The sequence below is a fragment of the Providencia sp. wls1914 genome, assembly GCF_009706645.1.
Lineage (GTDB): Bacteria > Pseudomonadota > Gammaproteobacteria > Enterobacterales > Enterobacteriaceae > Providencia > Providencia zhijiangensis.
In genome coordinates this window covers 69,550-82,378 of record NZ_WLUN01000002.1, presented here as the reverse complement: position 1 = coordinate 82,378, position 12,829 = coordinate 69,550, and the positions used below count along the sequence as shown (strand labels likewise).

General features: G+C 48.5%; 8 protein-coding genes and 2 pseudogenes. 3 read left to right on the top strand and 7 right to left on the bottom strand.

Translation table 11 applies throughout. The features are described 5' to 3' along the window. Window positions 1-562 precede the first annotated feature (562 nt). On the top strand, window positions 563-1,570 hold the full coding sequence (locus GKR74_RS00335; RefSeq protein WP_154602038.1) for an AraC family transcriptional regulator: 1,008 nt from the start codon (window positions 563-565) through the stop codon (window positions 1,568-1,570). A 176-nt stretch (window positions 1,571-1,746) separates the two neighbouring features. On the opposite strand, the gene GKR74_RS00330 is transcribed toward GKR74_RS00335, so the two are convergent. From GKR74_RS00330 to soxR, 7 genes and pseudogenes are all read right to left on the bottom strand, one after another. Further along, on the bottom strand, window positions 1,747-2,643 hold the full coding sequence (locus tag GKR74_RS00330; RefSeq protein WP_036955277.1) for a SphA family protein: 897 nt from the start codon (window positions 2,641-2,643) through the stop codon (window positions 1,747-1,749). Between the two features lie 98 nt (window positions 2,644-2,741). After that, complete coding sequence (locus tag GKR74_RS00325; protein ID WP_154602037.1) at window positions 2,742-4,355, bottom strand: phytoene desaturase family protein; 1,614 nt, start codon at window positions 4,353-4,355, stop codon at window positions 2,742-2,744. 6 nt (window positions 4,356-4,361) lie between these two features. Next, a pseudogene (locus tag GKR74_RS00320) lies at window positions 4,362-5,141 on the bottom strand (cyclase family protein); the annotation flags it as partial. Window positions 5,142-5,155: 14 nt separating this feature from the next. Beyond that, window positions 5,156-5,692, bottom strand: coding sequence for a flavin reductase family protein (locus GKR74_RS00315; protein WP_225577094.1), 537 nt, complete (start codon window positions 5,690-5,692; stop codon window positions 5,156-5,158). 11 nt (window positions 5,693-5,703) lie between these two features. Beyond that, the gene (locus GKR74_RS00310; RefSeq protein ID WP_154602035.1) at window positions 5,704-6,951 is read right to left on the bottom strand and encodes a styrene monooxygenase/indole monooxygenase family protein; all 1,248 of its coding nucleotides are present in this window, start codon (window positions 6,949-6,951) and stop codon (window positions 5,704-5,706) included. A gap of 35 nt (window positions 6,952-6,986) precedes the next feature. Then, on the bottom strand, window positions 6,987-7,772 hold the full coding sequence (locus tag GKR74_RS00305; protein WP_154602034.1) for an SDR family oxidoreductase: 786 nt from the start codon (window positions 7,770-7,772) through the stop codon (window positions 6,987-6,989). Between the two features lie 194 nt (window positions 7,773-7,966). Further along, window positions 7,967-8,449 (bottom strand): redox-sensitive transcriptional activator SoxR, encoded by a 483-nt coding sequence (gene soxR / locus GKR74_RS00300; RefSeq protein ID WP_181477930.1) that lies wholly within the window; start codon window positions 8,447-8,449, stop codon window positions 7,967-7,969. A gap of 101 nt (window positions 8,450-8,550) precedes the next feature. Between soxR and GKR74_RS00295 the strand changes: the two genes are divergently transcribed. Then, a complete protein-coding gene (locus GKR74_RS00295; RefSeq protein ID WP_154602032.1) occupies window positions 8,551-9,648 on the top strand; it encodes an efflux RND transporter periplasmic adaptor subunit in 1,098 nt (365 codons plus the stop codon). A gap of 9 nt (window positions 9,649-9,657) precedes the next feature. Continuing rightward, window positions 9,658-12,777, top strand: a pseudogene (locus GKR74_RS00290) (MexW/MexI family multidrug efflux RND transporter permease subunit). Window positions 12,778-12,829 lie beyond the last annotated feature (52 nt).

The window sequence follows — 12,829 nt, the reverse complement described above, 5'->3', positions numbered from 1 at the left end:
TGTAAAATAATGAAAAAATGTCAGGGAAAGGGACGACTGATAAGAATCACCACCAAAGAAAGTCATGGCTAATTTCCCTAATTAATCAACTAATAATCCTAATTATCCCTTACAAATATAAGGGCATTAGAGTATTCCTCTAATAAAAAATGAAATTCCACCATAGATAACTTTTTGCTTAACTAATAGGTAGAGAAATATATAAAAAAATATGAATAATCATATATTTAAAACTAACATTTAATAAAAATAACTTTATTTTTTAGTTTGTTATAGAAATCACAATCAGTGAATTCTCTCTATTTTTTTGCAGTATTCGGATAGTTTTTGCACAAATATGGCTAGGTAAGCAAATTCCTTTATGCTATGTTCGAAGCACAATTGGTTAAAAATTGTTTAATGAAATGTTAAAAAATCGACCTGCGTGATAAGTCGAAGATAATAAAAAAATAACAATGAGATATCGAAATATCCCATAGTGCCCCTCGAGGATTCTAGCTTATCGCGAAACTCGCTAGGCAACCTATCAAGGGCACAGTGTTTACTTTGGAGGCACCTCCTTATGTTGAGCAATTCATGGCCTTACGCACCTGCACCTCAGATAGAGAACCAACTCTGTTCTTCTGAGCGATTATTATTCAGTTCAGCTGATCCTGAAGAGATCAAATCCATGGTGGGTCGCGTGATGAAGCCCCATCAATTTCAGTTACTTAATCCGCATCAACGTCTTGATGCTCGAATGCATTACATTCCAATGGGGGATATTTCCCTCAGCCGCCTACGCTATGGGGCAGATGTGGCTATCACTCCCGGGCAACTGGAAGATTTTTTTCTGGTGCAAATGCCATTGTCAGGTAGTGCAATGATCGAAAGCGGCGGGAAAACCTTAGAATCCACACCGCAGATGGCTTCTTTACTTAGCCCAGAAGAGTCTACGGTGATGCGTTGGAACAGTGATAATGACCAATTTATGCTGAGAATTTCTCGTTCTTTATTAGAGCGTACGTTGGTTGGGCAACTTGGGCATACCTTAGAGAAACCGTTAGTTTTTGAATTAGGGTTTGCTTGGCAGTCTTGTATTGCATGGCGTACGTTGATGAATTATTTGGTTGAATGCGCTACGCGCACGCCTGATTTACTGCAACATAAGCTGATAACCACCCAAGTAGAACAATTGGTTTCTGTCACTCTACTTTCCACCCACCAACATAATTATTTAGAAGATTCCGGTATGCGCCGTGCCACCATTCGCCCGCGTCATGTGCGCCGCGTTCAAGAGTATCTCGAAGCACACGCCCACGAGCCAATTACCGTTGAACAACTCGCCCATATTGCTGGCGTCAGTTTGCGCAGCTTATATGCTGGTTTTAAAGAGTTTTTAGATATTAGCCCAATGCAATATTTACGTGATTTGCGTATGGAGCGAGTTAGAGCCGAATTGATGTCAGGGGAAGCCACCAGCGTGACTGGCGTAGCATTGCGTTGGGGATTCGCCCATATGGGACGGTTTAGCGCAGAATATAAGCAACGCTATGGAGAGAGTCCAAGCCAAAGTATGAAAAAAGCGTAAATTCATGTAGTAAAATCAGTCTAAATTAAAATGACCGTATGGCTGATTAGCGAGCTGTACGGTCATTTTTTCATATATGGAAGACTCGACTACCACCTGAAAATGAAAATAGGTAATAGGAATTATGTACTTCAATATCAGCAGCCTTTCGGCTGCCAATATTGAAGAGGAAGGAATTAAAACGGAATAGATGCTTTGAGGTAAATTTGTGAACCTTCTGGGCGATTTTTCACAGAAAAATCCTTCTCCCACTTTGCCGTAAATAGCCAACCTTGTGGGTTTGCATAACGGATTGAAGGCCCTACCGCGAAGGCTTGAGCCTTACCTTGCGCTGAGTTTGGACCACTGTCATTGGTGGTTTGCATAAATCCATAGCCCCCAACACCCGCGACCCAGCCATTACCAAAGCCCCAGCCTAATGCATAATCGGCGTGGAATGCTTGCCCTGAACGCGTGTCCGTATCATTGTTGCGGAAGTTAAAGTCATACATCATTTTTAAATCCGCATTCACCCCGACAGGTGGAATGTAGCTGATTGCCCACACTGGCTGTAATACCCAGTAATTTTTCCCTAAACTTGATGGGTCGGTTTTACTGTATTTTCCGGTTGGCGCGTAAGCATCCAGCCCTAAGACATAATGTAAGTCAGCGGAAGGATGGAAACCGAGTGCGGGGCCGAAAGTAATATCCCCAAGTCCACGACTGGTTTCTTTATTCCCTGCTGCCTTTGCCGTCACATCCAACAAAGGAAGAATGGTGTGAAACGCTAAATCGCCACCAAACACTTTTTGGTCAGTCACCCAGATAAAGCGTGGTGCGAGTACGTTCACATTCACACTAAAACCAGGGATCGGAATTTTATCGCCTTTATTGTCACGAACACTGTCATAGTGGGCATTTCCACCATAAACCAGCACATGAACACCTTGCGGTGGCAATGCGCCAGACATAAAGTTTTCTAGCCCATCAGGGTAGATCCCAAGACCGCCCCCTTCTGTTGCGACAGCACCAAATGACAGTGCACCCAAGCACGAGCCGACGAGCAGCTTATTCACCATTTCTTTATTCATCATTTACCTGCCGCTGTAGTGGTTTTATGATATTTTTTATATGTTTACTTTTATGTTTGCTGTGTTTGTCTTGCCTTGAATCGACTAAAGCCCATTCTCTATTACCGCTTTTTCTTCGCTGCTAATTTCTCAGCAACTAAATACCCAGAGCCCCCGCCAAGACCGGGACCCGGATGAGTTGATGCCCCAATATGGAACAGATTTTTGACTGCCGTTTGATGCGCTTTGGTCTGCCCTGAAGCGGCAAACGGTCGCAACCAAAAGAATTGATCTGGCGAACAGGTTCCTGAATACGGATCTCCACCCACCAGATTGCAGTTATAACGTTCGAGATCGGCGGGGGAAATCGCCTTGCGGCCGACGATCAAATCAGACACACCGGGCATCACCATTTCCAAACGCTGTTGAATGCGATCAGCGACTGCTTCACGCACCTCATCATTCCAGCGTCCATCTTTAGGGATCGCAATTTCTCCCGCCGCATCCCCTTTAAGATGGCGAGGTAATTCTTGCATTTGGATCCACAAGATCCACCCGCCTTCAGGAGCACGGCTTGGGTCTAATGTGGTGGGTTGACCGATCCCAAACGTCGGGCGATCCGGCAGATAGCCATTATTGGCTTGCGTAACCGACATGCACACTTGTTCCATACTCTCCGTGAAATGAACCAATGGCACATTGAGTAGTTCAGGGTTGCACCAAGGCGGTGGCGCACTTAGCGCAAAGTGGATTTGCATCCCACCGCGACCATAACGATAGCCTTTCGCCCGCTGCTTCACTTGTGGCGAAACCTCATCAAGCAAGCCGCCATATAGCTGAGTTGGCGTCACGTTACACACCACACTTTCGCTCGCAGGGATAAACTGCCCATTCACACGAACCCCTGTGGCACGGCTATTTTTACCGCTGCCTTGTGTGATGATCTTCTCCACATGGGCGTTGGTACGTAACTCGCCACCATGTTGCTCAATCACTTTGGCGAACGCGTCAACAATTCGGTAGCTGCCGCCTTTAACAACGGGCATGCCACCCGCCACTACTGCGGCAAACGTCAGTTTGCCAATCAGCGCCGAGCTGGCTTCATCAGGCCCTAACCCTGTATGCAGCACCCACGGTGCCATCAACGCACGGCTGAAATCATGCTGTAATTCCCGCTCAGACCAGCGACGAAAACTTTCCACGCCGGATTTAGCGAAATCCAGCAAGCCATCAACCCCGCGTTTGCGCCACTCGGAAAACAGTAATTTGAACATGCCACCACTGTAAGGATTTTGCCCTAATAGACCAAATGTCAGTGCAGCATCTTCGCTAAACAGTTTTTCGGCCATTTGACGAAATGCTAAACCGTCACCGGGGGCGAGAGCATCCAGCTGTTTGGCGGCCTCAGCAATATCTCGCTTTAATGCCACTGATTTTCCATTTGGCTGCACCAATCCAGTGGAATAGTCGCATTGCGCGAATTCCAAACCCTGTTTTTGAAGCAATGGCGCTAACTCTTGGTAGCCAGGGCTACCAACGAACAGTGAATACCAGCAAGAAAGTAGGTCGTGAGTGTAGCCTTCAAATAACGCTTCGGTACGAATACAACCGCCAAGGCGATCGTTACGTTCTAGAACCAAGACCGATTTCCCACGCACCGCCAATAAGGCGGCGCACATCAGCGAGTTCATCCCGCTGCCGACCACGATCACTTGGGGGTTGGATAAGGTCGCCATACCTCACCCCACCAGCGCAAGCACGCGTAATGGGCTGCCCGAGCCGCCTTCAATTTTTAGGGGCGCTGCGACGATCACCACTCCAGTAGCCGGTAGTTGGTCGAGGTTTTTCAAGCATTGCAGGCCGTATTTATTGTTGCCGTGCATTAGCGTGTGGCACGGGTATGGCACAGGCCAGCTGTAAGATTGCCCTGCATCGGTATTGATGGTTTCAACCCCAAAGCCTTTAACGTCACGTTGGTGGATAAGCCATTCAACCGCTTCTTGAGAAGGCCCCGGCGTATGAGCGCCATCTTCGCGCATATTCACATACGCTTCTGGGTTATCGGACTTTTTCGACCAATCTGTACGGAGTAAAACCCATGCCGCTTTTGGAATTTTGCCGTGTTTCTCTTCCCATTTTTGCAGGAAGTCCACAGTTAAGACCCAATCGGGGTTTTGCGCGACTTCTTTACTTGCATCAACCACTACCGCTGGGGCAATAAAGTGGTGGAGCGGGATAGTATCAACGGTGTTTTTTGGCTGATCTTTACCGCTGATCCAGTGAACGGGAGCGTCAAAGTGGGTACCCGTGTGTTCGCCGCAGCTAAAATTATTCCAATACCAAGCGGGGCCGTTTTCATCATAACGGGAGATTTGCTCCATTTTGAATGACCACACTTGCCCAAACTCAGCTGGCAGTTGCAATGCTGGAAATGAAGGCGATAAAGTTTGTGTCAGGTCGATAATCTGAATATTGCCTTTTTGTAACTCGCTGGCGAATGACATCAAAGTTTGCTGTTCCATACTATCTCCTGCGCCTATTGCGCTTCATGTAAGGCGGTAAATGTGCCGCCGTGGAAAACTAAAGGCTTGCCCGTTTCACTACCAATACGGCGCACATGCCCCACCATCAATAAGTGATCGCCAATATGATCCTGCTTGTGGTTTTCACACACTAACGTCACGATCGCGCCGTGTAAGGCGGGGATCCCTTCTGGCGTGATGTGCACGGCGACATCTTCGAATTTATTTTCGACTCGAGGATTAGCAAAACGCATCGCCAACTCTTGGTGATCTTTGCCTAAGATATTGATCGTGAAATGTTGGCAATCACGAAATACCGCGAGGTTGGGTGAATGATTCACTAAACTCCACAACACTAAAGGCGGATCTAACGACAGTGATGCAAATGAGTTGATGGTCAACCCAACGTCACGTCCATCAGGGGTGCGGGTGGTCACAACCGCTACCCCAGTGGGGTAGCAGCCTAGTAAATTGCGTAAAGTTTTCGATTCAAACTCGGTATGACCCCATTCGCTTTCGCACATAAGCGTGTCCTCTGCAATCATCGACATACTGATTTCTCCTACGAAGCGCGAACTTCTTCTTGCATCAGCGATTGAATATACGCATCGCAGGCATGGGCATCGTGCCACCATGGTGCAAGAACCGGTGGATAGTTAAAGGCATTCGCGATGGTGTGCGCTAAGGTTGGCAGCTGTTGCGCTGCGCCTAATGCATTAAGAATGTGTGGCTGTGGCGGCGCTAATAGAGCGTTCGTCCACTCAACAACATGGCGACCGTATTTCCAGAATTGTTCAAACGTCTCATTCATCCATTCCGCGGTATACGGCTTGTCACCACGGGCTAAAATCGCGTCGTAATAGACTTTGCTGGCTTTCGTGGCGTTATTCGATCCTTGTCCAGTGAGTGGATCGTTGGTGACTAATGCATCCCCTAAACCGAAGATAATTTTCCCTGATGGCAGCGTGAGAACTGGCTTACGAACTGTTGGCGCAAAGCGCCCTGCCAGAATACCGTTTTCATCCGTTAGTTCCACATGGCGGCAGCGCTCTGCTTCCCAAGGTAAATAGGTATCGATGATTTTTTTGCTGTAGGCCAAATGCTCTTGTGGCGTACGCGCTTCTCCCCATTGATCCATCGGCCCACCTGGCACACCTTCAAAAACCATGATGTGGCAGTCGCCACTGTTGGTGAGGGATGGGAACACAAAATACTCCCCCACACCCGGTATCAGGTTGAATGAAACTTGTGAAAATTCAGGGGTTGGCAGCATGCCGTGAACATAAGTAAGCGCTAGCGCACGCTGAGGTTTATCGTACGGTGAGCGAGTCGGGTCACGTTCTAGCAGCTTAACGATTTCCCCTTTCCCCCCCGCTAAGATCACTAAATCGTGGGTTTCGGCAAGTTTCTCTAACTCTGCGACGCCCACATCTTCAATCATCAAGTTGCCGCCACGCGCTGCGAATAACTCTAGCCAGTAAGGCATTTTGATGCGCTGATCAACGGCTTGGGCATAGTTATCAATACGTGAGCGCCAGCTAATGGCTTTTTCACCCGCTTTTTCAGGATGCGGGACGGTAAAGCCAATGCCTTCAACGGGTGGGCATTTGTCTTCCCAGAAGTTGATCCCTAAGTCACGCTCAAATTGCAGTGAAATATCGAACATACATTGGCTAGACATTACACGGCCATTTTTCACATCATCTGGGGTACGGTTGGTGGCAACCGTCACGTCATAACCTTTGTCCAGCAGCCCTAATGCCAATGGCATACCCGCCTGACCACCACCTACGATTGCAATACGACGCATAGTGAATTCCTCGATAAAATTAAAATCAGGGTGTCTTATTCTGCAAGACGGGGAATGGCGGGTTTCGCCTGTTCAGGCCCCATGGCGGAGTATCCACCATCGACCGCGTAATCTGCGCCAGTGACAAAACTCGCCAGCTCAGACAATAGGAATGCCACAACTTGAGCCACCTCTTCAGGGTCTCCAACACGTTGTAAAAGGTGATAATCCGCCGCGACGCGGTCGGTTTTTTGGCGGTCGCCGCCAGTCAGTTCGTCCATCACCCGAGACCATGTCCAACCAGGGGAAACGGAATTGACGCGAATGCCGTCGGGGGCATAATCCATCGCTTGGCTACGCGTTACTTCTAGCATGGCGGCTTTCGATGCGGGATAAAGCCAGCGACCTGTTTGCGCCACCGAAGAGGAGATACTGGTGAAGTTAACAATTGCCCCTTTACCCGCTTTGGCTAAATGGGGCTTGGCAAATTGCGCAGCCATCACGGCGCTCACCACGTTGATATTTAATGCCGTTAGCCAGTCTTGACGTGAAGAGGCTTGGCCATCATCCAGATAGGTGGCGGCCAGATTAACCAAAAAATCGAGTTGCCCATATTTTTGCGCAACGCGATCAATGCCTTGCTTTAATTGTTGGTCATCGGTGATATCCACGGGCAGAAAGTCAATATTGGGCTCCGATTGCGCCACACTTTCCCCGTTGGTTTTGTCGATATCGAAAATAGTGACTTTGACCCCATAGGAACATAAGATTTTTGCTACGGTTGCGCCTATTTTGGTTGCACCACCCGTCACGATGGCAATTTTGTTATTCAGACCTTTCATCACTGTGCCCTCTTTGCTCTCATTCGTTCACAAAAAATTAACATGACGAATCATTACGCAAAAAAGGCAAAAATCGGTAGCCCATATGCGCAAAGATTATCCACACAGCGCGGCTATTTGATTAATAACATGATGATAATAATGGATAAATAGCCACATTTTGCAGTGGCTATCCAGATAGTGAAAAGTGTGATTTAAGGACGTTCGAGGATTTGGGCGCCGGAACCTTGGTTGCCTAAGATATCTTCAGGGTTGCGCAAAGGGCAATCTTTGAGAGACAAACAACCACAACCAATACAGTGATCCAATTCATTGCGCAATCGAGTTAACTGTTTGATTCGTCTATCTAATGAGCTTTTCCATTCCGTTGACATCCCTTTCCATTCTTCCGCCGTCAATTTGCTGTTTGCCGGAAACTGACCCAATGCATCTTGGATCTCTTTGAGGGGAATACCGGTACTTTGTGCCACTTTGATAATGGCAATGTAGCGTAAAACCACCGGTGGAAAACGCCGCTGATTTCCTTGTGTTCGGGTACTTTGAATCAGCCCTTTCGCTTCATAAAAATGCACCGTAGAGACCGGAACGCCTGCACGTTTCGCCACTTCCCCTACCGTCAGAGCCCGTGAAAAATCTACCTTTTCAGCGGCAATTTCCCGCTTTTTTATCGTATTCATGGTTTTGCCCACCATTTTTGCTCACCTCCTATTGACCTCAACTTAACTTAAGGTTTTATAGTGCCAGCCTCTTTAATTGTCAATTTAAGATGCCAATCATAATGAATAAAAAAACGCTAACGTTGCTATGTGCAGGGCTTCTCTCCGTAGGTGGGGGAGCCGCCATTTACTCGACTTACGCCAGCTCAGACGATAAGCCGCAAGCGGCTTATCAATATCCTCCAGTGAAAGTGGCTCTTGCTCCCGTCACCTTGGCTAATGCTCCACGCACTTTTTACGGTGTGGGGGAATTAGAAGCAGGTAGTCAGGTGTTTGTGGCCGCAGAAACCAGTGGGCGTATCACCAAAATTGGGTTTGAATCCGGTCAACAGGTCAAAAAAGGGCAATTACTGGTGCAGCTCAATGATGCGGTGGAACGTGCAGATTTAGCCCGCTATCAAGCACAATACCGCAATGCCGCCCGTCTATATGACAGAACCCGTTCTCTGTCTGCGCAACATTTAGTGGCGGAAGCGCAGGTGGATAGCACCCGTGCCGAGCGCGATATGGCGCAGGGGCTGATTCAGCAAACCCAAGCATTGATTGCGCAAAAAGCCATTCATGCCCCATTCGATGGCACCATTGGTATTCGCCAAGTCCATGAAGGGCAATATCTTAGCCCCGGCGAAGCGATAGCCAGCCTTGTGGATACCCAAACGCTGAAGCTGAATTTCTCCTTAGACGAGCAAGCCTCTCCCGAATTGCACCAAGGGCAAGTGGTGGACATCACTGTCGATGCTTACCCCGAAACACCATTTCCTGCCAAAGTGACGGCGATTGATCCATTGATTGGTAAGTCCCGAACGATTGCGTTGCAAGCCACTCTGGATAACAGCAATGGGAAGTTAAAAGCGGGGATGTACGCCAATGTCACGGTAGTGCGACAAGCCAACAATGCGGTACTGACCGTTCCTGAAACCGCAGTCACTTACACCGCTTACGGGGATACCGTGTTTATCGCCGAAGGTACCGGTGATGCCATGACGGTCAAGCGCGTTTCCGTGAAAACGGGGCAGCGTTTTGATGGCAATATTGAAATTGAGCACGGACTTGCGGAAGGCGACCAAGTGGTCAGTTCTGGGCAGCTACGTCTGAATAATGGCTCTGCCATTACCCCTGTTGCTCAAAATACATTATCTGAAACCCCGCAAGGCTCATAAGGACGAACGATGAAATTTACGGACTTGTTTGTGCGCCGACCGGTATTAGCGTTAGTGGTCAGTGCCTTAATTGTGTTGATGGGGCTGTTTGCGCTAAGCAAATTACCCATTCGCCAATATCCTCAGTTAGAAAGCTCGACAATTACTATTACCACCCAATATCCGGGCGCCTCGGCAAAATTAATGCAGGGGTTTGTGACTCAGCCGATTGCCCAAGCGGTCTCTTCCGTTGAAGGGGTCGATTACTTATCATCATCCTCCGTTCAAGGCAGCAGCCTTGTGACCGTGCGCATGGAGCTAAACCGCGATTCCACTCAAGCCCTCACCCAAGTGATGGCAAAAGTCAACCAAGTGCGTTATAAGCTGCCAAAAGAGGCGTATGACCCTGTGATTGAGCTCTCTTCTGGGGAGTCTACCGCCGTCGCTTATATTGGTTTTTCCAGTACCGAACTTTCGATTCCTGCGCTAACCGATTATCTTTCCCGCGTAGTGGAACCGATGTATTCCGCTATTGATGGAGTGGCGAAAGTGCAAGTATTTGGCGGGCAGCAGCTGGCGATGCGTTTATGGTTGGATGCGGATAAACTCGCTGGTCGCGGTATTTCAGCGGCTGAAGTCGCCCAAGCGGTACGCCAAAATAACTATCAAGCGGCTCCCGGTAAAGTGAAGGGAGAGTTTGTCATTTCCAACGTATATGTGAATACCGATTTAACCAATGTGGATGAATTTCGTGATTTGGTGATCCGCAATGATGGTAACGGATTGGTGCGCTTAAAAGATGTGGGCACCATTGAGCTGGGGGCGGCATCTACAGAAACCAGTGGCTTAATGAACGGGGAACCTGCCATTTACTTAGGTTTATTTGCCACCCCAACGGGTAACCCGCTAGTGATTGTAGATGGCATGAATAAGTTAATGCCAGATATCATCAAAACCCTGCCGCCGGGGGTAAAAGTGGAAATGGCCTTTGAAACTTCACGGTTTATTAAGGCCTCCATCGACCAAGTGATCCACACCCTCGTGGAAGCCTTGCTGATTGTTATCGCGGTAATTTATCTGTGCCTAGGTTCGATTCGCAGCGTGATTATTCCCATTCTTGCCATTCCACTATCCATGCTAGGTGCGGCGGCATTGATGATGGCGTTCGGCTTTAGTATTAACTTGCTAACCTTACTGGCGATGGTGCTGGCGATTGGGTTGGTGGTGGATGATGCCATTGTGGTGGTGGAAAACGTGCATCGCCATATTGAAGAGGGAAAATCCCCCGTTCTGGCGGCGTTGATTGGCGCACGTGAGGTAGCAGGTCCCGTTATCGCGATGACTATTACCCTCGCCGCAGTGTATGCGCCGATTGGCTTAATGTCTGGATTAACAGGGGCATTGTTTAAAGAGTTTGCGCTCACGTTAGCGGGCGCGGTGATTGTATCTGGCATCGTGGCGTTAACCCTCTCCCCTGTCATGAGTTCGTTTATGTTGAACTCGAAACAGAATGAAGGGCGCATGGCGCGAATGGCAGAAACCTTCTTCGAAACCCTTGCCCATTACTATACAGCGGTACTGAATTTCTCATTGAAGAACCGCTGGATCACCGGAATTTTAGCTGTCGGTGTCGTGATCAGCCTACCAATGTTGTATCAATCCGCACCGCGAGAGCTGGCGCCAGTTGAAGACCAATCTAGCGTCTTAACGGCGATTAAGTCTCCGCAACATGCCAACCTTGAGTATGTGGAGCGTTTCTCCCGCAAATTACACGATGTGTTTATGGAGCTGCCCGAAACTGAAAGTACGTGGATTATTAACGGCACCGATGGCCCTTCCGCCAGCTTCGGGGGAACAAACTTAACCTCTTGGGAGCAACGGGAGCGCCCTGCGTCAGCGATCCAATCGGATTTACAAAATCGTGTTGGCGATGTGGAAGGTAACAGTATCTTTGTATTCCAGTTACCTGCATTACCCGGCTCTACGGGCGGTTTGCCTATTCAAATGGTACTAAAAAGCCCGCAAGATTATCCGGTACTGTATCGCACCATGGAAGAGATTAAACAGCAAGCTCGTGAAAGTGGCCTGTTTATGGTGGTCGATAGCGACCTCGACTATAACAACCCTGTGGTTGAAGTTCGCATTAATCGTTCAAAAGCCAACAGTTTAGGCATTCGTATGCAGGATATTGGTGAGTCCTTAACGTTGCTAGTGGGTGAGAATTATATCAACCGCTTTGGCATGGATGGACGCTCTTATGATGTGATCCCCCAAAGCCTACGCAGCCAGCGACTGACACCTGAAGCGTTATCCCGCCATTATGTTAAGTCCGAAGATGGCAGCATGATCCCGCTGTCGACGGTGGTGGATATTTCCACGCAAGTAGAGCCGAATAAACTGTCTCAGTTTAATCAGCAAAATGCGGCCATTTTCCAAGCGATCCCTGCTCCGGGCGTCACCTTAGGGCAAGCGGTGGCGTATCTCGATGAGGTAGCCAGCGAACTACCCGCCGGTTTTAGCCATGATTGGCAATCCGATTCGCGCCAATATAAACAAGAAGGAAACACCCTCGCCTTCGCGTTTATGGCGGCGCTGATCATTATCTATCTGGTGCTCGCGGCGCAGTATGAAAGTTTAGTGGATCCGTTGATTATCTTAATTACCGTTCCGCTGTCTATCTGTGGCGCGCTGATCCCGCTGGCGCTGGGTTATGCCACCCTCAATATTTATACCCAAATTGGCTTAGTTACCTTGATAGGGCTTATCAGTAAACACGGGATCTTAATGGTGGAGTTTGCCAATGAGCTGCAAGCTAACGAAGGGTTAGATAAACGCCACGCCATTTTAAAAGCAGCACAAATCCGTTTACGCCCGATTTTGATGACAACGGCGGCAATGGTTATCGGTTTAGTTCCTCTTCTGTTCGCGACTGGCGCCGGAGCAAATAGCCGCTTTGGGCTAGGTCTGGTGATTGTCACTGGCATGCTGGTGGGGACGCTTTTTACCCTGTTTGTGTTGCCAACTATCTATTCCGTTCTGGCACGTAATCACAGTGCGACAGCGTTAACCCCAAGACGTTATGAGCTGGCTGAAGCTAACCGTTTAATTAAACACTCTGAGGAAACGGCACCATGAATTTATCATCGTTAAACCATCTTTCGCTTGTTCCCGTTCGCAAGGAAAAGCGAACAGGTCATGACAG

Excerpts from the sequence above, each read along its gene's own strand:
- GKR74_RS00325 (WP_154602037.1), bottom strand. The coding sequence starts at position 4,355 with ATGGCGACCTTATCCAACCCCCAAGTGATCGTGGTCGGCAGCGGGATG.
- GKR74_RS00330 (WP_036955277.1), bottom strand. The coding sequence starts at position 2,643 with ATGATGAATAAAGAAATGGTGAATAAGCTGCTCGTCGGCTCGTGCTTG.
- GKR74_RS00315 (WP_225577094.1), bottom strand. The coding sequence starts at position 5,692 with ATGTCGATGATTGCAGAGGACACGCTTATGTGCGAAAGCGAATGGGGT.
- GKR74_RS00295 (WP_154602032.1), top strand. The coding sequence starts at position 8,551 with ATGAATAAAAAAACGCTAACGTTGCTATGTGCAGGGCTTCTCTCCGTA.
- soxR (WP_181477930.1), bottom strand. The coding sequence starts at position 8,449 with ATGAATACGATAAAAAAGCGGGAAATTGCCGCTGAAAAGGTAGATTTT.
- GKR74_RS00305 (WP_154602034.1), bottom strand. The coding sequence starts at position 7,772 with ATGAAAGGTCTGAATAACAAAATTGCCATCGTGACGGGTGGTGCAACC.
- GKR74_RS00310 (WP_154602035.1), bottom strand. The coding sequence starts at position 6,951 with ATGCGTCGTATTGCAATCGTAGGTGGTGGTCAGGCGGGTATGCCATTG.
- GKR74_RS00335 (WP_154602038.1), top strand. The coding sequence starts at position 563 with ATGTTGAGCAATTCATGGCCTTACGCACCTGCACCTCAGATAGAGAAC.